Annotated in this window: 21 protein-coding genes; 12 read left to right on the forward strand and 9 right to left on the reverse strand. The window is 70.4% G+C overall.

Translation table 11 applies throughout. The features are described 5' to 3' along the window. Positions 1-218: 218 nt before the first annotated feature. Both ABZT03_RS05430 and ABZT03_RS05435 read right to left on the reverse strand, forming a co-directional pair. Positions 219-2,099 (reverse strand): N-acetylmuramoyl-L-alanine amidase, encoded by a 1,881-nt coding sequence (locus ABZT03_RS05430; protein ID WP_356033802.1) that lies wholly within the window; start codon positions 2,097-2,099, stop codon positions 219-221. A gap of 448 nt (positions 2,100-2,547) precedes the next feature. Continuing rightward, positions 2,548-2,964, reverse strand: a complete 417-nt coding sequence (locus ABZT03_RS05435; protein ID WP_356033804.1) for a hypothetical protein — start codon at positions 2,962-2,964, stop codon at positions 2,548-2,550. Positions 2,965-3,198: 234 nt separating this feature from the next. Between ABZT03_RS05435 and ABZT03_RS05440 the strand changes: the two genes are divergently transcribed. From ABZT03_RS05440 to ABZT03_RS05460, 5 genes are all read left to right on the forward strand, one after another. Next, positions 3,199-3,948, forward strand: a complete 750-nt coding sequence (locus tag ABZT03_RS05440) for a phosphotransferase (RefSeq protein WP_356033807.1) — start codon at positions 3,199-3,201, stop codon at positions 3,946-3,948. A 222-nt stretch (positions 3,949-4,170) separates the two neighbouring features. Then, positions 4,171-4,575: a DUF1003 domain-containing protein gene (locus ABZT03_RS05445; RefSeq protein WP_356033809.1), complete on the forward strand. Its 405-nt coding sequence runs from the start codon at positions 4,171-4,173 to the stop codon at positions 4,573-4,575. Positions 4,576-4,693: 118 nt separating this feature from the next. Beyond that, the gene (locus ABZT03_RS05450) at positions 4,694-5,383 is read left to right on the forward strand and encodes a class I SAM-dependent methyltransferase (RefSeq protein ID WP_356033812.1); all 690 of its coding nucleotides are present in this window, start codon (positions 4,694-4,696) and stop codon (positions 5,381-5,383) included. 250 nt (positions 5,384-5,633) lie between these two features. After that, positions 5,634-6,158, forward strand: coding sequence for a hypothetical protein (locus ABZT03_RS05455; RefSeq protein ID WP_356033815.1), 525 nt, complete (start codon positions 5,634-5,636; stop codon positions 6,156-6,158). Between the two features lie 136 nt (positions 6,159-6,294). Then, positions 6,295-7,035 carry a VOC family protein gene (locus tag ABZT03_RS05460; RefSeq protein ID WP_356033817.1) on the forward strand — a complete coding sequence of 247 codons (741 nt, stop codon included), beginning with the start codon at positions 6,295-6,297 and terminating at the stop codon, positions 7,033-7,035. Between the two features lie 65 nt (positions 7,036-7,100). On the opposite strand, the gene ABZT03_RS05465 is transcribed toward ABZT03_RS05460, so the two are convergent. Beyond that, on the reverse strand, positions 7,101-8,177 hold the full coding sequence (locus ABZT03_RS05465; RefSeq protein ID WP_356033820.1) for an endonuclease/exonuclease/phosphatase family protein: 1,077 nt from the start codon (positions 8,175-8,177) through the stop codon (positions 7,101-7,103). An 86-nt stretch (positions 8,178-8,263) separates the two neighbouring features. Here ABZT03_RS05465 and ABZT03_RS05470 point away from each other — a divergent pair, with 86 nt between their 5' ends. Together ABZT03_RS05470 and ABZT03_RS05475 are read left to right on the forward strand one after the other, a co-directional pair. After that, on the forward strand, positions 8,264-8,959 hold the full coding sequence (locus ABZT03_RS05470) for a response regulator transcription factor (RefSeq protein ID WP_356033823.1): 696 nt from the start codon (positions 8,264-8,266) through the stop codon (positions 8,957-8,959). Next, positions 8,952-10,067 carry a HAMP domain-containing sensor histidine kinase gene (locus ABZT03_RS05475; RefSeq protein WP_356033826.1) on the forward strand — a complete coding sequence of 372 codons (1,116 nt, stop codon included), beginning with the start codon at positions 8,952-8,954 and terminating at the stop codon, positions 10,065-10,067. The genes ABZT03_RS05470 and ABZT03_RS05475 overlap by 8 nt, the downstream gene beginning before the upstream one ends. Positions 10,068-10,479: 412 nt before the next feature. Here ABZT03_RS05475 and ABZT03_RS05480 read toward each other — a convergent pair whose 3' ends face one another. Continuing rightward, positions 10,480-11,085: an alpha/beta fold hydrolase gene (locus tag ABZT03_RS05480; protein ID WP_356033829.1), complete on the reverse strand. Its 606-nt coding sequence runs from the start codon at positions 11,083-11,085 to the stop codon at positions 10,480-10,482. A 260-nt stretch (positions 11,086-11,345) separates the two neighbouring features. On the opposite strand from ABZT03_RS05480, the gene ABZT03_RS05485 reads away from it, so the two are divergent. From ABZT03_RS05485 to ABZT03_RS05495, 3 genes are all read left to right on the forward strand, one after another. Beyond that, entirely contained in the window at positions 11,346-12,857 is a 1,512-nt protein-coding gene (locus tag ABZT03_RS05485) for an FAD-binding oxidoreductase (protein ID WP_356033831.1), read from the forward strand. A 111-nt stretch (positions 12,858-12,968) separates the two neighbouring features. After that, entirely contained in the window at positions 12,969-14,180 is a 1,212-nt protein-coding gene (locus ABZT03_RS05490; protein ID WP_356033834.1) for an acyl-CoA dehydrogenase family protein, read from the forward strand. A gap of 154 nt (positions 14,181-14,334) precedes the next feature. Then, positions 14,335-14,691 carry a VOC family protein gene (locus ABZT03_RS05495; protein ID WP_356033836.1) on the forward strand — a complete coding sequence of 119 codons (357 nt, stop codon included), beginning with the start codon at positions 14,335-14,337 and terminating at the stop codon, positions 14,689-14,691. On the opposite strand, the gene ABZT03_RS05500 is transcribed toward ABZT03_RS05495, so the two are convergent. The 4 genes from ABZT03_RS05500 to ABZT03_RS05515 form a co-directional block, all read right to left on the reverse strand. Beyond that, a complete protein-coding gene (locus ABZT03_RS05500; RefSeq protein ID WP_356033839.1) occupies positions 14,688-14,876 on the reverse strand; it encodes a hypothetical protein in 189 nt (62 codons plus the stop codon). The two genes, ABZT03_RS05495 and ABZT03_RS05500, sit on opposite strands and share 4 nt — an antisense overlap. Positions 14,877-14,890: 14 nt before the next feature. Further along, a complete protein-coding gene (locus ABZT03_RS05505) occupies positions 14,891-15,475 on the reverse strand; it encodes a helix-turn-helix domain-containing protein (protein ID WP_356033842.1) in 585 nt (194 codons plus the stop codon). A gap of 119 nt (positions 15,476-15,594) precedes the next feature. After that, entirely contained in the window at positions 15,595-16,083 is a 489-nt protein-coding gene (locus ABZT03_RS05510) for a GNAT family N-acetyltransferase (RefSeq protein ID WP_356033845.1), read from the reverse strand. Positions 16,084-16,191: 108 nt separating this feature from the next. Beyond that, positions 16,192-16,758, reverse strand: coding sequence for a dihydrofolate reductase family protein (locus ABZT03_RS05515; RefSeq protein WP_356033847.1), 567 nt, complete (start codon positions 16,756-16,758; stop codon positions 16,192-16,194). Between the two features lie 271 nt (positions 16,759-17,029). On the opposite strand from ABZT03_RS05515, the gene arsM reads away from it, so the two are divergent. Further along, the gene (gene arsM, locus ABZT03_RS05520) at positions 17,030-17,923 is read left to right on the forward strand and encodes an arsenite methyltransferase (protein WP_356033850.1); all 894 of its coding nucleotides are present in this window, start codon (positions 17,030-17,032) and stop codon (positions 17,921-17,923) included. A 201-nt stretch (positions 17,924-18,124) separates the two neighbouring features. Then, positions 18,125-18,619 carry a DUF6234 family protein gene (locus tag ABZT03_RS05525; RefSeq protein ID WP_356033852.1) on the forward strand — a complete coding sequence of 165 codons (495 nt, stop codon included), beginning with the start codon at positions 18,125-18,127 and terminating at the stop codon, positions 18,617-18,619. A gap of 149 nt (positions 18,620-18,768) precedes the next feature. Here the strand turns inward: ABZT03_RS05525 and ABZT03_RS05530 are convergent, their stop codons facing one another. Beyond that, positions 18,769-19,233 (reverse strand): nitroreductase/quinone reductase family protein, encoded by a 465-nt coding sequence (locus ABZT03_RS05530; protein ID WP_356033855.1) that lies wholly within the window; start codon positions 19,231-19,233, stop codon positions 18,769-18,771. Between the last annotated feature and the right edge of the window lie 46 nt (positions 19,234-19,279).

The raw sequence follows: 19,279 nt of genomic DNA on the forward strand, positions 1-19,279 counted from the left end.
TCGGCCCGCCGGCCGGATGGCCGGGGGCGCGCTCATCGCCGCCGGTCAGGACCGGAGCCGGCGGTGAGAAGGACCGTCCGACACGACGCCGGAGCCCTCACCGCTCGGCACAGTCGAAGGGCTCGTTCCCGGCCAGGTCGGGAACGAGCCCTTCTCGGACTCCGTTGCTCAGTCACATGAGCTGCACGGCCGGTCGAGGCGCCGCGCGGGGTCGGGGATCAGTCGCGACTTCCACGGCTGGTGTGCCCGGGCGCGGGAGCGGCGGTGACGTCACCGTCGTAGACCAGGGCGGTGCGGTGGTTGTACTGGATGGTGAACATCGACTTGCCGCCGATGACGACGGTTCCGCTGGACTTGAAGTAGTCGTCGGTGTGAGCGGCGGGCGCGGTGGCGACGTAGGCCTGGCCGGCCGGGATGGTGTACATGCTCAACGGGGCCTGCGTGGAAGGTGACAGGCCCGCCGGGTACTCGGCGGCGTCCGGGTAGCTGGAGCCGTAGACCTTCACGGGCGGGTCGGCGGGGGCCTCGCCGCTCCTGACGACGGTCACGCCGGTGGCGGGGATGGTGTTGACGCCACACGGATTGTGGAACCACACCTTGCTGCCGCTGTACCAGATCGCCGTCCAGTCGCCGCTCCTGTCGGCGACGACGAACTGCTGGCCGGCCTGAGCGGTGCTGCCCCAGTCGTTGATGCGGTCGGTGCCGGCGGCGGCGGGGTGGACCGCCTGGTCGCCGAACAGCGGTGCGTCATCGCTCGGAGCGGTGCGGAGATAGACGAAGTTGGACGGCTGCTCCACGTTCGCGCAGGCGGTCGTGGCGCCGGTCGGATCGTCGGCGGGGCAGATCTGGACGCTCTGCCGGTTGTCCGCGAAACCGGGGGCGATGGTCACCACCGAGCCCGAGGCGCCGACTCCGTGCCTGCCGGCGATCGGGGCGCCGAGCAGGGCCATGAAGTGCTCCCAGTCCCAGGACGGGCCCGGATCCCAGTGCATGCCGGACACGGTCCCCGAGGTGGGGCCGACGACATTGTCGTGGCCGATGACGTGCTGCCGGTCCAGGGGGATGCCGAACCGCCCCGAGAGGTACTTCACCAGTTCGGCGGTCGCCTCGTACTGCGCCTCGGTGTACCAGGTCGCGCCGTGCGTGGCGTACCCCTCGTGCTCGATCCCCACGGAGTGCATGTTCGTCGAGTAGTTGCCCGCGTGGAAGGCGAGGTCCTTGGTGGGCACCATCTGCGTCACCGCGCCGTCCGAGGACCGCATCACGTAGTGCGCGGAGCTGCCGCCGGGGTTCTGGAAGGTGGCGATGGCCGACGCGTAGGAGGACTCGGTGTCGTGGATGACGATCGAGTCGATCCTGATCCCGTTGGCCGGACGGTTGGAGACCTGGCCGTTGGACGCCGCGGCGGGCACGAAGGTGCAGTCCACCGTCGCGGGGCACTCGGTGCCCGCCGTCGCCGCGGCGCTCAGGTCCAAGCGGGCCAGCTGCCCCGTGGCCGGGCTGACCTGGGGGTCGGCAGTCAGTGCCACGCGCTGCCCGTCCGCCGTGGTGCGCCCCACGCCCTTCTTCAGGGTGGCGAAGACCCGGTCGGCGAACGACTGCGCGCCCTGCCGCTGGGTCGACTGGCTGTAACGCGCCACGGCCGCGTACCAGTGACCCGGATCGGCGGAGGTCCTGCCGCCGCCGGTCTTCTGGTACGACGCCAGCAGCGCCGCCCCGCCGCGGATGTTCGCCGCCGCGTCGGTGCGCAGCCGCTGCTGCGGAAGCCCGGTCAGCCGTGCCGCCGCCCGCAGGGTGTGCAGCGCCGGATCCGCAGCCATCTTCGCCAGGTCCGCCCGGCCCGCCGCACCCGCGTCCCCGCCGGCCAGCATGGACGCCGTCACGTCCGTCAGGTGCATCGGACCGTAGCCGCCGCCGGCACTGTGCTCACCGGAGTGCGCGTCCCACGCCGACTCCTGGTACGCCACGGCCAGCAGAACCCGCTCCGGCACGCCGAATTCCGCCGCCGCGGCCGCGAAGTCCCCCTGCCGCACCGTTGCGTCCGGGGCGTTCGCCCCCTTGGCCTGCGCTGTCACCGGGAGGGCGATGGTCCCGGCCACCGCGAGTACCGCCGCCGCCAGAACGAGCGGCCGACGCCGTGAGACGTCCCGTCCGCGTGTCCCTGTCGCTGTCGTGTTCAAAGATCCCCGAATCCCAACTGGAGGTGCACGTTAGCCCTCCACCAATGCCGACTGAGACGGCAGATGCGGTCCTTGAGGCGTGCGGAGCCATCACGCACGATGCCCTTGCCGCCAGTCGACGCCCAAGTGCAGCCGACATCCGCCCATACCCGGCCCGGAGCCGAGTCGTTCGCGAATCTAGCAGACGGCGTCGCGCGTGATCACCTGCTCGTCTGTCTCAACCCGTGTGCCTGCGCCCCGAGTTGGAACGAAGGTCACGCGGGCGGCGATTTCGCCGACGGACCGGCCTCCTCGTGGGCACGCGCCGTCGGCGAACAGCCCCCGGCGATGCGAGCATTGCTGGACGCAGACCTCTGAACCGTGCCGCTCACGGACTCGGGACGGCTCCGTCGAGGGCCGTCGCGATGAACGCGGCCGTCTTCTGCCCCGCACGCTGCTTGATCAGACCCTCCTTCGCGGCCGCCCGCACGTGCAGGGTGGTGGCCCCCTCGCTCCCGCGCGTCACGTCGACGGTGACCACCACCGGGTTCATGCCGAGCGCCCCTCCGCGGGTGATCACGCGGAGCGTCACTCGGTCCGGTCCCGCTTCCACCAACTCAGGCTCCGCGCTCTCGGAGAGCTTGCCGAGCAGAGTGTGGGCATGCTCCAGGGCAGGATCGAAACCCAGCGGCAGTTGGCGGTCGAACTCGCCGACGTCCTTCTTGAGGAACCTCGCCGCGAACTTCCCACCCGGGTTGATACGACCGAGGGCTTCGGCCAGGAGCTTGTCCTCTGACTGCTGCATCCGGCGCCCCTTCTTGCCCGCACAGTCGAAACGGCTTCGCCAAGGGTGCGATTCCGCACGGGAGTTTACAACCTTCACGGCAGCGGCCCGGGGGCGGGCCTGCGCGACGCCAGTGCGGTGGCGGTCCCGGCTGTGTCTGCCGCAGAGCGGGAAGTGGCTCGGGCCGGTCAGCCGCGTCATCGCACGTGACAAACCCGGCGACGCCGGCGGTCATCCCCGGGATACTGGTCGCCCATGAACGAGGTCGAAGTGGTCGTCGCCCATTCCGAGCGCGCCACCCTGCGCGTCGGCGACGTGTTCCTGAAGGTGGACGTCGACCAGGCGCGCATCGACGTCGAGGTCGAGGCGATGTCCCTCGCGCCGGTCCCGACCCCGCACATCCTGTGGCGCAAGCCGCCCGTGCTCGCGACCGCCGCACTTCCGGGGGCGACGCTCGGACGCCTCGGCGGGCCGTCGACCGGTTCGCCGGCGGCGTGGGCCGCGGCGGGCGCCGCCATCCGGAGGCTGCACGACGCGCCGCTGCCGCCCCGACCTGGCCGGGCCGGCCGGAGCATCGTCGCGCTGGTGGCGGAACTCGACGCCGAGTGCGAGTGGCTCGTGACGAACGGCGTCCTGCCCGCGGACCTGGTCACCCGCAACCGCCAGGTCGCCGAGGCCGCGCTCCGGCCGTGGACTCCGGCGTTCACGCACGGCGACCTGCAGATCGCGCACGTCTTCGTCGACGGCGACGACGAGGTCACGGGCATCATCGACTGGTCCGAGGCCGGCCAGGGTGACGCCCTGTACGACCTCGCCACCTTCACGCTCGGACACGAGGAGCACCTCGACGACGTCATCGCCGGCTATGGCACCGACGTCGATCTCGACGTGATCCACGCATGGTGGTCGTTGCGCAGCCTGCTGATAGTTCGCTCGCTGATCGAGCAGGGCCTCGACCCGTTCGCGCCGGGCTGTGAGGTCGACGTGCTGAGATCCCGGATGTGAGGCCGCGCGGGCCCGACCGCCACCAATGCGTTCTGACGCGTCCTCAGGGGTTCCGAGCCGGCAGGTGGGATGCGGTGTGCGGACGCCTCGAACTCAAGGGTGCCCCACCCGGCGGCTCGGTCATTCGGCCGCCTCTGTGCTGCGAGGATGCACGTCGGGGGACTTGGACGGCGGACAGGCTCCAGGGTGGGTCTGAGCCGCACAGATGGTGGGAGACCGCGCGTGAGCCAGCAGAACGGCATGAACCGACACCATCCAGCGGTGGTCGCGCACCGCAAGCATCGCGCGGAGGACGCCCAGCTGCGCGCCGCCGACGCCATCACCCGCTTCGCAGGTTCGATGCCCTTCGTCTACCTGCACGCGGTCATCTTCGCCCTGTGGATGCTGTTCCTCGAGGCGAGCCCCTGGCCCACGTTGACACTGGTGGTGTCGCTCGAAGCGATCTTCCTGTCCACGTTCGTCATGATCGGCCAGAACCGGCAGGCGGCCTTCCAGCAGATGAAGGCCGATCACGACTTCGTCGAGCAGGAACTGGAACTCAAGACCAACACCGAGCTGACACGCGCGATCCACGCCATGACGAAGGAGCTCCACAGCCGTCTGATCGAAGACGGCACCGACCAGTGAGGCACGGACGTGGGGTCGTCCGTAGGGGCGTCGCACGGCGCGGGTGCACTGACACGGGGCGGGCCCTTGGCCGGTGGACAACTGACAGAAGGCGGAACGACGTTTAGTGTCCTCAGCCATGAACGAGTCGACCTATCTGCACGCCACCCGGGTGGCCTACGACACCGTCGCCGTCAACTACGCCGAGCTCGTGCCCCCCATGTTCGAGGACGACGTGTACGGGCGCGGGATGATCAGAACGTTCGCCGAACTCACGCGCGCCCTCGACGCCGGGCCTGTCGCCGACCTCGGCTGCGGGCCCGGTCACGTGACGGCACATCTTCAGTCCCTCGGACTGACCGCGTTCGGCGTCGACCTGTCTCCGGAGACGGTCGCGGTGGCCCGGCGCCGGCACCCGGATCTGCGTTTCGACGAAGGGTCGATGACGGACCTGGACCTGGCGGACGGCAGTCTTGGCGGCATCGTCGCCTGGTACTCGATCGTCCACACCCCGCCGGAGCTGCTGCCGGTCGTGTTCGCGGAGTTTCACCGTGTGCTGGCTCCGGGCGGCCATCTGCTCATGGCCTTCAAGGCCGGTGACAGGCTGCGACACCTGGAGAACGCCTACGGGCACGAACTCTCCCTCGACGTCTACTGGGTGTCTCCCGACCACATCGCCGAGCTGCTGGACCAGGCCGGGCTGCTGGTGGACGCCCGGCTGATCCGCGAGCCGAACGAGCAGGAGAAGCCCCGGCAGGGCCAGCAGGCCTACTTCCTGGCGCGCAAGCCGGCGCAGCTGGAAGCAGGGGCGGACGACGAGATCGCGTAGCCGGGCGGTCAGCGTTGGGAGGCAGGACTGGCGGGGTGTTTGCCGCACGGCGGCAGTTGAGCATCGGCTGCGCCCGCGGCCGGCCGGGATCAACACCCGGCGACGTTGCCCCTCTTGGGCCGGGCACCCGGCGGGACCCCCCACCCGACGGTGCTCCGTGTGCGGTCTACGTGGTTCCACCGATGCACCGCGGCCGCGGTGCTGCCAGACTCCTCGCGTCGACCGGAGCAGACGGTCAGGTGGAGAGGTCATGAACTCACCGGGCACGGTGCAGGTGGAAGTCCGGCACATCCTCAGCGACGAGCTCTCGGGCGGGGTGATCCGGCCGAAAAAACGCACGATCAAGTGGGTGGCCAACCAGTGTCGGCTGCCACGACCACCGGCAGGCAAGCACTCGGTGGAGCTCGACTGCCCCCGGTGCTCGGCGAGCCTCCTGGCCGAGGTGCGCGGCATCGCATGGACACGCCGGGTCCGCATCCTGTTGCGCGTCCTCGCGGCGCTCTGTCTGGTCGTCTTCGTCTGCGCGGTGCCGTACGCGATCCATGTCGGTGGACAGACCCTGCCTGAGGGCCAGTCGCTTCCGACCCTGTTCCCGGTCAGCGTTTTCGCCATATTCGGGACGTTCGTGGCAGGGCCCACCTTTCTCGCGATGAGCCGGCACTACGACGGCGTCAGCCTGCTCGACGCGCCCAAGCCACGTCGGCAGCATCAGATCCGAGCAGTCCGGGAGCGCGGGCCCCTTCCCTCCACCGCGTCGCCGACTCGCCGCCGCTGACCCACGCACCGCGAACAGGGCACCGGTCCCGGTACCTGCCTGTCGGTGACCGCGGTTCCGTGGGCGCAGGGCTGATCCCCCTCAGCCGACGATTCCCGCGGATGTCACTCCCAGCCCGGCGCATAGGATCGCCGACATGGCACTGCGACCTGTACACCTGGTCATCAAGGCGCTCGACGCCTCAGCTGTCGGCCGGTTCTGGGCGGAAGCGCTCGGCTGGAGTGCGTACAGCCCCGGCGTGACGACCTACGTCGGACCCGCCGGCGGCCTTGTCTGGCCGGACCCGGTCGTCCTCGGCATCGACGTCGTTCCGGTACCGGAGCGCAGGACAACGACGAAGAACCGTGTGCACCTCGATCTCGCCACCACCTCCGCGGCCCACCAGGCGGAGTTGGTCGAGCGCCTCCGGGCTCTCGGTGCCACGCCCGCCGACGTCGGTCAGGGGCAGGTGCCGTGGACGGTCCTGGCCGACCCCGAGGGCAACGAGTTCTGTGTGCTGGAGCCTCGGGAGATCTACCGGGACACCGGGCCGATCGCCGCGGTGGTGGTCGACTGCGCGGATCCACGGGCCATGGTCCGGTTCTGGGGTGAGGCGACGGACTGGACCGTGCACGAGGTGACGGACGATCATGCGGAGCTGCGCTCCGCCCGGGGTGTCGGCCCGTATCTGGAGTTCCTCCGCACGCCCGGCGTGCAGACCGTGCCGGACCGCGTCCACCTCGACCTGCTGCCCTACCCCGGTGACGACAAAGCAGCGGAGGTGACCCGGCTGCGGGCTCTCGGCGCCACCGACCTCGACGTGGGACAGGGCGACGTCCCGTGGACGTGCCTGGCCGACCCGGAGGGCCACGAGTTCTGCGTCCTCGCCCCGTCCTGACGCGAAGCACCCCGCTGAGCTGCGCATTGTCGTATCTGAGCCAGATGTGGTGCCACTGCGGATGTTCACCAGCTGATGCCCGCGGCCACCGGCAGGTGGTCGCTGCCGGTGGCCGGCAGCAGCCACGAGCTCTCCGGCCGCACACCGTGGACCAGGATCTGGTCGATCCGCGCCACCGGGAACGTCGCCGGCCAGCTGAAGCCGAAGCCGTCCCCGGCCGCTTCCTGGACCGAGCGCAGCTGCGAGGTGAGGTCGTCGAACGCGCGATCGTCCGTGGTGCCGTTCAGGTCGCCCAGCAGAACCACCCGCTGATTTCGCTCGGCGGCGAGGGCCTTGCCGAGTGCCCGGGCGTTCCTGTCCCGCGAGTCTGTCCAGAAACCGGCCCTGGGATTCACCCGTACGGACCCGAGGTGCGCGACGTACACCGCCAGCGGGCCCCGGTCCATGGCCACCGTGGCGCGCAGTGCCCGGGCGTCGGCCATCCTGACCGCGATCGGCTTGGTGTCCGCCAGCGGCCCGTAGTCCGTCTCGATGTCGACCGGCCGAATGTCCGACAGCGGCAGCTTGCTCCACAGCCCGACCGTGCCCAGCACCGTGTGGTGCGGGTACGTCTTCGCCAGCCCCTTCTCGTACAGCGCCTTCGCCTGCGGGGTGATCTCCTCCAGGGCCAGCACGTCCGCGCCGGAGGCGGCCAGGTCGCGGGCGGTGCCGGCCGGGTCGGGGTTCTCGGCGCCGACATTGTGGCTGACCACGGTGAGGTCGCCGCCCGGATGGGACTTGTCGCTGAGCAGCCCGCCGAAGAGGTTCAGCCACACCACGACCGGCAGCAGCAGCGCGGCCACCGCGGAGGGGGAGCGGCGCCACAGCGCCCCGGCCAGCAGCACCGGGATGAACACGCCGAACCACGGAAGGACGCACTCCACCAGGCTGCCGAGGTTCCCGGTCCGGTTGGGGATCTTCGCGTGCAGCAGCATGAGCAGGCCGAGCAGCAGCGCCAGCGTCGCGAGCACCGGGCCGCGCCTCCAGGGCTCCGGCCGCGAGCCGGCTCGGACCAGGCGGCGGACACGCGGGTGCCGGGTACCGCGGTCGGATTCTCGGCGGCCGGTGCCGCCCTGTTCGGTCTCCGCCGTGAAGGACTTCATTCCGCCAGTCAGGACGACGCCGGGTTGCCGGCGCGTATGCGATTTCGGATACGCCGACGATATGCGCGCACTCATAGGATCGGGGCATGCGTGTGCTGATCGTCGAGGACGAGCCCTACATGGCGGAGGCCATCCGCGACGGGCTCCGTCTGGAAGCGATCGCGGCCGACATCGCGGGTGACGGCGACACCGCTCTCGAACTGCTCAGGATCAACGCCTACGACATCGCCGTCCTCGACCGTGACATCCCCGGCCCCACCGGTGACGAGGTCGCCAGGAGCATCGTCGCCTCCGGCAGCGGCATCCCGATCCTCATGGTCACCGCGGCCGACCGCCTCGATGACAAGGCCACCGGCTTCGAACTCGGCGCCGACGACTACCTCACGAAGCCGTTCGAACTACAGGAACTCGTGCTGAGGCTCAGGGCACTCGACCGCAGACGCGCCCACAACAGGCCTCCCGTGCGGGAGATGGCAGGTCTGCGGCTGGATCCGTTCCGCCGGGAGGTGTACAGGGACGGGCGTTACGTCGCGCTGACCAGGAAGCAGTTCGCCGTGCTCGACGTACTCGTCGCCGCCGAAGGCGGGGTCGTCAGCGCCGAGGAACTCCTGGAACGCGCGTGGGACGAGAACGCCGACCCGTTCACCAACGCCGTGCGCATCACGGTCTCGGCCCTGCGCAAACGGCTCGGCGAACCCTGGGTCATCGCCACGGTGCCGGGCGTCGGTTACCGCATCGACCCGCACCCAGGGACCGGCCACCAGGGAGACGGGCGTGGATAGGGCACCCGGGTTGAGTGTTCGCGTCAGACTCACCCTCAGCTACGCCGGGTTCCTCATGCTCGCCGGCGTCCTGCTGCTCGCCGCCGTGTGGTTGTTCCTCCTGCGCTACGTCCCCGACCGTGCGATGCTCATCAACCCCGATGACCGGCCCACGAACGGTGTCTTCCCCATCCGGTCCGATCTCCTGGACGTCTTCGCTCCGAGGGCAGCCGCCGTACTGGTGTTCCTGCTGGCCCTCGGGCTGCTGGGAGGGTGGATCCTCGCCGGCCGCATGCTCGCCCCCCTGACCCGCATCACCCACGCGGCACGCATGGCCACGAACGGATCACTCTCCCACCGGATCCACCTTTCGGGCCGCGGGGACGAGTTCCGCGAACTCGCCGACGCCTTCGACGTGATGCTCGCCGGGCTGGAGGAACACGTCGCCGAACAGCGGAGGTTCGCAGCCAACGCCTCGCACGAGTTGCGTACCCCGCTGGCGATCTCGAAGGCGCTTCTCGACGTGGCCCGCGCGGATCCCCACCACGACGCCGGCGAGGTTCTCGACCGCCTCCACGCCGTCAACGCCCGGGCGATCGGCCTCACCGAGGCGCTGCTCCTGGTCAGCCGCACCGAGGGGCGGTCCTTCACCCGGGAACGCGTCGACCTGTCCCTCATGGCGGAGGAAGCCACGGAGACGCTTCTTCCTCTCGCGGAAAGCCACGGTGTCACCATCGAGACCCGCGGGGACATCGCTCCCACGATCGGCTCGCAGGCGCTCCTGCTGCAGCTGACCATGAACCTGGTGCACAACGCGATCGTCCACAACCTGCCCGAAGCGGGCGCCGTGTGGGTCCATACCGGCGTCCATCTGGAGGGCGTGGTGCTGACAGTGGAGAACACCGGCGAGAAGCTCACCCCCCAGCTGGCCTCGACACTCACCGAGCCCTTCCAGCGCGGCACCGAGCGCACGCACACCGACCACGCGGGCGTCGGCCTCGGTCTGGCCATCGTCAAAACCATCACTCACGCACACGACGGCGTACTCACCCTCACACCGCGCTCGGCCGGCGGGATGCGCATCACTGTGGAACTGCCGGCGACGGCCCGGCACACCGACGACGAGTGACAAGATCCTTCCAGCGTGTCGCGTCACCCTGTTCATGATGGCGCAGATGTCGGGACTGAGGCCGCCGCCGTGTGGGCCCGTCGGCCCCGCGGCGCCCATGGTCAGGGCGCCGGTGACCACGGTCGCGACGGCGCCGACCCACCCGCGCCGAAACCGGCGACCCGGCCGGGCTGCCCCGGCCTGCTGATTCTGCTGCTGTTTGCGGAACACGGCCGCACACATACCGCGCCGATCTCGCGCCCCACCCTGCATCCACCCGCGCGGCCGTCTCCCCGCGCACGGCGGAGCCATCTGCCCGAGACCTGCGGATACTTTTACGCGGCGTCGACAGAGCGGATACTTCCACGCGGCGTCGACAGACCAGCCCCGACGACCTACCGGCGACGCCGGGGAGTCGAAGCGGCCGCGGAGGTCACTCCGTCCCGAGCCGGCCGGGGCTGTTCGGGGCCAGGCGCGTCGCGGGATCGAGGCACCAGTCCAGTACGGAGGGCCAGGGGCCGTATCCGTCCGGGACGGACAGATGCCCGGCGCCCGACAACAGGTCGACATCGCAGCCGAGGGGCTTGCCGTAGACGTCGGCGGCGTCCTCCGAGCAGTACGGGTCGTTGTCGGAGCACACCAGGCGAGGCGTCGCCACGGAGAGGTTCAGGCGGGTCAGATCGAGGGACGCCGGCGTGAACCCGGCGATCACGTCCCAGGTGAACGTGGCCGGACCGGGCGGACTCACCAGGAGCACGCGATCGGCGGGGGGTATGTCACCGCGGTCGGCCGCGAGGTGGAACCAGGCCGCACAGCCCAGGCTGTGGCAGACGACGACGCGCTCCCCGCGCATCATGTCCAGTTCGGCCTCGATCGCCGCGGTCCAGGCGGCGAGTGCCGGCCGGTCGGGGTTGGGCAGTTGAGGGTAGAAGACCTGCTCCCCGCCCTCCCTGAGCCGCTGGGCGAGGTCGTACTGCCAGTGTTCGGCCGGCCGGTGGTTCTCGACGCCGTGAAGGATGAGAAAGCTGCGGTTCCACATGGCCGCACTCTACAAACCGTGCCCATCCGGGGTTCCGGCCCGGATGCCCCGACGGGCGGGTCGAGGCGTGCGCGGAGTTGTCAGTCCGTGTGCGCGTTCGGGGGAGGGCGGATGGCCGGGCTTTCGTAGCGTGGCTGCCGCTGGTGGCGGGTGGCACAGCACCGTAGGGCCGCCGGCAGTCCGCCGTGCCGGTGTGTTCACCGTGCCGGCCTCTTCGGTCCTGCCGTCTTGCGCCGGTCAAGTCAATGTGGGGTGTTTCGATGACTGTCGTTCCCGAGGCGGCTGTTGGGTACGGGGCGTCCGCTGCTGCCGGCCTCGCGGCCGTGTGGGGCAAGGTCGCCGGAGTGGTGGGCGCGGATCGTGTCACGTGTCCGGGGGCGGAGACGTCCGGGGTGCCGATGTCCCCGCTCGGGCCGAACGCCGGCCTGTTCCGTTCGCGGGCCGTGCCTGGAGTGGTGCGGCCGCGGTCGGCGGAGGAGACCCGACGCGTCGTGGAACTCTTCGCCGGCGCCGGGGGCCCCGCTGGGCTGCATGCCTTCAGCACGGGGTGCAACTGGGGGCTGGGTTCGCGTGAACCCGCGCGGGACGGGGCGGTCGTGCTTGACCTGTCCGGCCTGAACCAGGTCCGCGACATCGACGTCGCGCAGGGCTGGGCCGTCGTGGAAGCGGGGGTGACCCAGGCGAGCCTGGCCCGGCTTCTGGAGGGCAGCGAGCGGATGCTGAACGTGACCGCCTCCTCCGCTCACACCAGTGTCGTGGGCAACGCCCTGGATCGTGGCGTCGGATTGCGTCATCAGCGGGTGGAAGACCTGACCGGCCTCGAAGTCGTCCTGCCTGACGGTGAGTTGATCCGGGTGGGCTGGTGGCCTGAGCCGGGGCGTCCGACCCCCGTTTACCCGCACGGGCTGGGTCCGTCGCTGGTGCAGTTGTTCGTCCAGTCGGATCTGGGCGTGGTCACGGCGGCCACGGTGCGCTTGTTGCCGAGGCCGGAGGCGCTGCGGGTGGTCCGGCTGAATTTCACCCCGGACAGGGTGGAGCCGGCTGCCGCGGTGATACGGCGCTGGGTGAGCCAGGGGCTGGCGCGCGGCGTGGTGAAGATCTACAACGCGGCCGCCGCCAGGGCGTATGGCGGTGCGCCCGGGCAGTACCTGGCTCACGTGTGTGTCGACGGGACACGGGAGGCCGTGGAGGCGCTGACCGGCATCGTCGTCGACGAGGCCGTCTCCTGCGGACTGTTCACCGCCGTGTCCGACACCGACGCCGTCGACCCGGGCGCGGACAACCACGATGTCGCCGTCCGCGTGGAGCGCGCGTACGCCGGCGACCCCGATCCGGCGGATGTCCTGTTCGAGGCGAAGACGGGCCGGCCCGCGGGCCGCCTGGATGCCGAGGGAGGGTTCCTGTTCTTCCTGCCGCTGGTGCCGTTCACCGGCGCGGCGCTGGGACGGGCGGACGAACTGATCGAGCAGGTGCGAGCGGAGAGCGGAGTACGCTGCGGAGTCACTTTCCACGCGTTGAGCGCGGACGTCGTCGACTGTGTGGTCACGATGAGGTTCGCCCGGGACGACGAGGAGGCGGCGCGCGCCCACCGGGCGCTGGACCGGCTCTACGAACTCTTCACGGCCGAGGGGTTCATCCCGTACCGCCTCGATGTCGAGCACACCGAATGGGCCGGCCGGCTGGCTGCCGGTACCGGGGCGCGGGCCTTCGCCCGGCGTCTGAAGGACGCCGTCGACCCCCACCACGTGATCGCCGCGGGCCGCTATGCGTGAGCCACCTGTCCGTGAACCGAACCGAACGTCTCGCGTGTGTTCGGCGGACCGAACGCGCTGCGTCGCACGCGTCGAACGCACCGGAAGTGCCGAAACCTGGGGGAGTGCCGCATGAGTCTGATCGATGTCCTGGAGTCCGTTCCGGCCGTACGGGAGCCCTCCCTCTCCGCGGAGGAGATCCTCGCGCGGGCACGCGCGGTCGCACCCCGTCTGCGTGAGCGCGCCGAAGACATAGAGGCCTGCCGTCAGTTGCCCGCCGACATCGTCGGACTGCTGCGCGGGACGGGCGTGTTCCGGATGGCACGGCCGAGGGCGTGGGGCGGACCCGAGCTGGACGCGGTGCAGCAGACAGAGGTGATCGAAGCGCTGGCCATGGGGGATGCTTCCGCCGCATGGTGCGCGATGATCGGGATGGACACACCGATCTACGCCGGTTTCCTCGGCGAGGAGGTCGCGCGCCGGCTGCTGGCCGACCCGGACGCGGTGACGGCCGGGGCGATCATGCCGATGGGGCGCGCCGAGCGGGTGCCGGGCGGTTACCGGGTCAGCGGACAGTGGCACTTCGGCAGCGGCATCACCCACAGCACCTGGGTCGTCGCCGGAGTCCTGGTCACGCGCGGCGGTGAACTCGAACCCGGCCCGCCCGGAGCCCACGGCAACTGGCGCATCGTGGTGGCGCCCGCCGGGGACTTCGAGGTTCAGGACACGTGGTACACCACCGGCCTGGCCGGCTCCGGCAGCCGGGACTACCGCGCGCAGAACCTGTACGTGCCGGAGGACTTCACGTTCAGCTTCGCCGCCCCCCGGGTCACCGGCGCGAACGCCGCTCCTGACGCGGTGCTGCGGAACATGCCGGGTGTGCCGTTGGGTGTGGCTCGCGCCGCGATCGATCATGTGCGCCGCGTGGCCGCCACCCGCGTCGACCGCGCCACCGGGCAGCCCTGGGCGGAGAGCTACCGTGTTCAGACCGTCATCGCTCAGGCGGAGATGGACCTGTCGGCCGCCCGGTACGCCGTCTACGGCAGTCTGCGGGAGCAGTGGGAGATCCTGGAGGCCGGTGATGTGCTCACCCGTGACGAGCAGGTGGCTACCGTGCTGGCCCGCGTGGGTGCTTTCCGTACCGCCCGCTCGGTCGTCGCCGCCCTGTTCGACCTGGTGGGGAGTGCCGCGATCTACCGGCCCTCCGTACTCGACCGCTGGCTGCGGGACTGCAACACGATGTGCCAGCACGTCATCGCCCAGGACCAGGTCATCCAGTCAGCGGGCGCCCATCTGCTGGGCGGGACCCCGCACAACCCCTACAGCGTGGGAGTCATCCAGTAGCGCGGGTGTGGAGAAGGCGCTGCTCGGAGCGGTGGACGGGCGGACGGGTGCGCCTGTGCGGCTGTGCGGTGTCGCCGTGCGGCACGATGACGTCATGGCTCACCTCCGCGCGATTCTCCCGAGCTGTGGACGCGGCGCCGTAGAGTCGGGAAACGTGATCAACGGAGCGCACGTCATCCTCTACAGCCGCGACGCCGAGGCGGACCGAGCCTTTCTGCGGGACATGCTCGGCGGGAAGAGCGTCGACGCCGGCGGTGGCTGGCTCATCCTCCAGCTGCCGCCCGCTGAGGTGGCCGTCCACCCGACGGACGCGGACCAGAAGCACGAGCTCTACTTCATGTGCGACGACGTCGATGCCACGGTCGCCGAACTGAAGGAGAAGGGCGTGGAGTTCACCGCGCCGGTCAGCGAGCAGCGGTGGGGCAGGCTCACCGCCTTCCGCCTGCCCGGCGGCGGTGAGGTGGGGCTGTACGAGCCGCTGCACCCGACCGCGTACGACCTCCAGCGCTAGAGAGCGGCGGCCGGCGTCCCCGGCGTGGCGGCCAGGCGTAGGCCGACCTCCACGAGGGTCCAGCCGAGGCGGGTGCGGAGGGCCCGGGGACGTCGGGCAGCGGCGGCGAGCCGGTAGGCGTCGGCTTCGGAACGGAGTTCGGCGGCGCGGAGTTGGTGCAGCGCGGGGTGGGCCTCGGGATGCATCGGGCTGTGGCCTCTCATTCCGTGGTGAGGGGGAACGCGCGTGTGTGGATGCGTACCTGAGCGGTGTCGGCGTCGTCTTCGCCGGTGGCCCGGTCGCGGTAGGTGTCGACGAGTGCGTGCATCTTCTCGACGAGTTCTCGGGTGAGTTCGGGCGTCAGTCGTAGCGTCGCGCTGCTCATGTCCCAGGTGCGGATCCACTCCTCGGGCCAGGTCTCGCGGTTGCCGAGCCAGGTCGACAGGTCCCGTGACTGGGTGCTCGCGACTTCGTGGAGGTACATGTCGGCGGCCCCGCGAACATCGGGATTGGCGTCGGTGAGCAGTGCGTCATCGAAGCGCAGGCCCTGGTGGGCCGCCTTCCACCACCGTTCCCGCCCCCTGCCCCGCTCGGGGGCGTCCTCGATGAAGCCGTACGAAGCGAGCTGGCGCAGGTGGTAGCTGGTGGCACCACTCGACTCGCCCAGCTGCTCGGCGAGTTGGGACGCCGTGGCCGGACCGCCGAAACGCAGGGCGTCCAGCAGCCGCATGCGCAGGGGATGCGCCAGCCCGCGGAGGGAGCGGGCGTCGAGACTGCGGACCTGCGGGTCCTGGGGTGCGTTCATGTCCCCAAGGTAGCCATGCAAAGAAAGTGTTGCAAGTACTTCTTTGCAACATGGTCTTTGTAAGTTAGGGCGCTCCCCGTGCTCGGGTGGAAGGGGGCCGTCGCGGGCCTTCCCCCTCGTCAAGGCAGCGGAATGCGGAACTCCAGCTCCGGGCGGTCCCACGCCACGGCGGGCAGGTTCGCCGGAACGGTCCCGGTGGGCAGCGCGCCCACGCTGCGGTAGAAGCCCTCGGCGGGAGGATGGGACACCACTCGGACACGGTCGAGCCCGGCGGCCTGGGCCTCGGCTGCCATGTGGGCGACGAGCAGCCGTCCAATGCCTCGCCCCTGCGCTTCGTCGGTGACGAACAGCAGGTCGAGCTCCGGCGGGTCGAGGACGAGCGAGTAGAACCCGAGCACGCGGCCACCCTCCTCGTCAGCGGCGACAGCCACGAAAACCCGGTGCGTCTCGATGTAGTAGGGCCCGACGCGGTAGTCCGCGACCATGGCCGCGTACTGGCCCTCGTAGGCGCGTGAGTTACGCACGAGCCGCGTGAGCCGCTTGGCGTCCCGCGCGACGGCCCGCCGTATCGCGACCGACCCGCGTACTGCCGTAACACTCGACTTCATAGGGCAAGTATTACGCACCCGGTCAGCCACCCCCCCCATGCGCGCAGCCGCAGCCGGCATGGCGCAGGGATCGTCTGGGATCTGCTCGTACCGGGCCACGCCTCGACGTCAGTGACGTGTCACGCGGTAGCGGACGTAGACCACCTGTGAGCTGAAAGTGCGGGTCTCGACGAGTTCGAGATCGACGCGGCGCCCGTGCTGGGGAAAGAAGGGAACGCCACCGCCGACCAGTACCGGGTGGACCCTGGCCCGGTACTCGTCGATCAGTCCCGCCTCGGCCGCCTCGGCGGCGAGAGTCGCGCCGCCGATCGCGATGTCACCCGCCCCCGGCTCGGCCCGCAACCGCTCGATCTCCTCCGCCAGGCCGCCGGAAACCAGTCGGGCATTGCCCTGCACCGCCGACAGCGTGGTGGAGAACACCACCTTCGGGAGCGCCTTCCAGATCGCGGCGAACTCGAGCGTGGAGAAGTCGAGCGACGGATTCTGGTCGGCTGTCTCCCAGTACAGCATCGTCTCGTACAGCCGCCGCCCCAGCAGGTGGACACCGGCCTCCCGTACCTCGTCGGTGGCCAGGCGAAAGACCTCTTCGTCGGGCACCGTCCAGTCGAAACCGCCGTCCGGCCCGACGATGTAGCCGTCCAGTGAGACGTTCATCGAATAGGTCACGCTGCGCATCCGGGGCCCTCCTCGGCATCGGATTCGACAGTACGACCATCGGACGCCGCCGGACTCGTCGCCGCTCGCGGAACCCCCCGAGGTACTTCGCCCGGACTCACCCGTGAGCGGCAGCGGGCGGCAGGCAGGGTCCTGGCCGAGCACCTCAAGCTCCTGTTTCGACGTGCCTCTATGTTGACGTTTTTCGAATCAGGGCGCAAGGTTGCATCAATGAACGTCAATGCAGCCGTTCGAGGGGCCATGCCGTGGTCTCGTCATCTGGGAGTGAGCCATGAGCGAGCAGTCCGCCGCCCTGCGTGAAACCGTCCGCCGGCGATACGCGGCAGCCGCCTTGACCGTCGCCGAAGGCGGGACCGCCTGCTGCGGGCCCACACCGGTCGAGGTCGACGAGAACTTCGGCTCCACCCTGTACGCCGCGGACGAGCGCGACACCCTCCCGGCCGAGGCCGTCGCCGCGTCGCTCGGCTGCGGCAACCCCACCGCCGTAGCGGAACTACGCGAGGGCGATCGCGTCCTGGACCTCGGCTCCGGGGGCGGCATCGACGTACTGCTGTCCGCCCGCCGCGTCGGGCCGACCGGCAAAGCGTACGGACTGGACATGACCGAGGAGATGCTCGCCCTGGCTCTGGCCAACGTGGCGAAGGCGGGCGCGACGAACGTCGAGTTCCTCAAGGGCACCATCGAGTCCATCCCGCTGCCCGCGAACACGATCGACGTGGTGATCTCCAACTGTGTGATCAACCTGTCCGTCGACAAGCCCGCCGTCTTCGCCGAGACCTTCCGCGTGCTCAGGCCCGGCGGCCGGATCGGTGTCTCCGACGTCGTCGCCGACGACGCCCTCACCGCCGAGCAGAGGGCCGAGCGCGGCGACCACGTCGGCTGCATCGCCGGCGCGCTGTCCTTCGCCGAATACCGTGCCGGCCTGGAGGGCGCCGGCTTCACCGACGTCGAGATCGCACCCACGCACCTGGTCGCGGACGGCATGCACTCCGCGATGGTCCGCGCCACCAAGCCCCCGGCTGCCGAAACCACCCGTCCCGGCGAGGAGTTGACGGACGCCTGCTGCGGCGTCGCCGACTGCTGCACGCCGGCCGAGACCTCCGTCGACCCCACCCTCACCGTGGCCGAGACCAAGACCGCGTCGGGCTGCGGCTGCCAGAACTGAAGTCGGTCACCTTCCGGTCGCGGGCCGGCCGTACCGAAGTGCCCGCGACCCGCGGCCCGTGACCGCCGTAGACGAGGGACAGGACGAAGGACGGACCCTGTTCACGCCCACTGCTCCGCGGTCCCGGGGCGGGCACCACCCATGGGGGTCCTGAGTACTTCTACTCAGGACCCCGCTCCGCTTCTGAGAGACGCTGGGCCCATGACCACGCCGCCCTCTCCCAACACCCCGCCGTGGCCCACTCATCAGCCCCGTTGTGCCGGGGTCACCGAACTGCCGCCGCAGTCCCGCGGGGGGTTGCACACCGCCGCAGACATCGCAGTCGCTGTCGGCCTCCTCGTGATCGACGTCATCGCCTCCCTCGTCGTGTTCGTGTCCGGGCTCGACTCGGCGGGGTACGAGATGTTCGACCCGGCGGCCGGCAACTCGTCCGTCTCCCTGACTCGCCCCTTCGCCCACGTGGCCGTGGTGGGCGGCATCGTCCTGGTCTCCGCGTTCCTTCTGGCCATGGCCCGCGCGCTCATCAGCTGCGGCGTCCAAGTCCTCGCAGGACTGGTCCTGGTGCTCGTGGCCGTCTTCGGAATCAACGACGCGGACCGCGAAGCGCACCCACAACACGCCCCGGCCTCCCCGTCCGTCAGCCCGGGCGCGATGTGCCGGTCCGGCGGTGACAACAGCGAATGCGGTGGATCCTGACGGGCGTGCTTCCGTCCTGTCCTGCCCAGGAGGTGCCGCTCCTGTTGCCGCGGCGACCTCGCGGTCGGTCTGCTGTGCACCCACGGCGAGCCGCGACAGGACAGGCAACCCGGTGCAGGCCGCGCCGACATTGCGGCCCGGCACCTCGTTCATCGGGAGCGGGGGGTCAGCCGGATGACCGGGATCTCGCGGTCGGTCTTCGTGGCGTACTGGCCGAACCGGGGCTGGGCGGTGGTGATGCGCTGCCACGCCTCGTCGCGTTCGGCCCCTTCGAGCTGGTGGGCGGTGACTTCGGTGCGGTGGCCGTCCATCTCGATGGCGGCCCGGTCCGGGTGGGCGGCGAGGTTGTGATACCAGGCGGGGTGTTTCGCGGCGCCGTTGGCGGACGCGACGATCAGCCATGTGCCACCCTCCTCGGGGAACCGGGCGACCGGCGAGGTGCGGGGCTCGCCGCTCCTGCGGCCGACGGTGGTCAGGACGAGGGCGTCCATGCCCATCATCCTGCCGCCGCCCTTCCGGACGATCCGCTTCATGGTGAGCTTGTTCACCCAGCGGACCATGGTCCCGGGCTGGCGGGTGCCATAGGTCCCGGAGGGTACAGGCGCGAATGTCATGGTTCTCCTCGGCGATCAGCGGGTCGACGGCGGACCGTCCTGCGCC

This window comes from Streptomyces sp. NPDC005574 (genome assembly GCF_040605435.1).
Lineage (GTDB): Bacteria > Actinomycetota > Actinomycetes > Streptomycetales > Streptomycetaceae > Streptomyces.

Excerpts from the sequence above, each read along its gene's own strand:
- ABZT03_RS05455 (WP_356033815.1), top strand. The coding sequence starts at position 5,634 with ATGAACTCACCGGGCACGGTGCAGGTGGAAGTCCGGCACATCCTCAGC.
- ABZT03_RS05435 (WP_356033804.1), bottom strand. The coding sequence starts at position 2,964 with ATGCAGCAGTCAGAGGACAAGCTCCTGGCCGAAGCCCTCGGTCGTATC.
- ABZT03_RS05525 (WP_356033852.1), top strand. The coding sequence starts at position 18,125 with ATGACCACGCCGCCCTCTCCCAACACCCCGCCGTGGCCCACTCATCAG.
- ABZT03_RS05465 (WP_356033820.1), bottom strand. The coding sequence starts at position 8,177 with ATGAAGTCCTTCACGGCGGAGACCGAACAGGGCGGCACCGGCCGCCGA.
- ABZT03_RS05500 (WP_356033839.1), bottom strand. The coding sequence starts at position 14,876 with ATGCATCCCGAGGCCCACCCCGCGCTGCACCAACTCCGCGCCGCCGAA.
- ABZT03_RS05505 (WP_356033842.1), bottom strand. The coding sequence starts at position 15,475 with ATGAACGCACCCCAGGACCCGCAGGTCCGCAGTCTCGACGCCCGCTCC.
- ABZT03_RS05480 (WP_356033829.1), bottom strand. The coding sequence starts at position 11,085 with ATGTGGAACCGCAGCTTTCTCATCCTTCACGGCGTCGAGAACCACCGG.
- ABZT03_RS05450 (WP_356033812.1), top strand. The coding sequence starts at position 4,694 with ATGAACGAGTCGACCTATCTGCACGCCACCCGGGTGGCCTACGACACC.
- ABZT03_RS05485 (WP_356033831.1), top strand. The coding sequence starts at position 11,346 with ATGACTGTCGTTCCCGAGGCGGCTGTTGGGTACGGGGCGTCCGCTGCT.
- arsM (WP_356033850.1), top strand. The coding sequence starts at position 17,030 with ATGAGCGAGCAGTCCGCCGCCCTGCGTGAAACCGTCCGCCGGCGATAC.
- ABZT03_RS05510 (WP_356033845.1), bottom strand. The coding sequence starts at position 16,083 with ATGAAGTCGAGTGTTACGGCAGTACGCGGGTCGGTCGCGATACGGCGG.
- ABZT03_RS05460 (WP_356033817.1), top strand. The coding sequence starts at position 6,295 with ATGGCACTGCGACCTGTACACCTGGTCATCAAGGCGCTCGACGCCTCA.
- ABZT03_RS05440 (WP_356033807.1), top strand. The coding sequence starts at position 3,199 with ATGAACGAGGTCGAAGTGGTCGTCGCCCATTCCGAGCGCGCCACCCTG.
- ABZT03_RS05530 (WP_356033855.1), bottom strand. The coding sequence starts at position 19,233 with ATGACATTCGCGCCTGTACCCTCCGGGACCTATGGCACCCGCCAGCCC.
- ABZT03_RS05490 (WP_356033834.1), top strand. The coding sequence starts at position 12,969 with ATGAGTCTGATCGATGTCCTGGAGTCCGTTCCGGCCGTACGGGAGCCC.
- ABZT03_RS05470 (WP_356033823.1), top strand. The coding sequence starts at position 8,264 with ATGCGTGTGCTGATCGTCGAGGACGAGCCCTACATGGCGGAGGCCATC.
- ABZT03_RS05515 (WP_356033847.1), bottom strand. The coding sequence starts at position 16,758 with ATGCGCAGCGTGACCTATTCGATGAACGTCTCACTGGACGGCTACATC.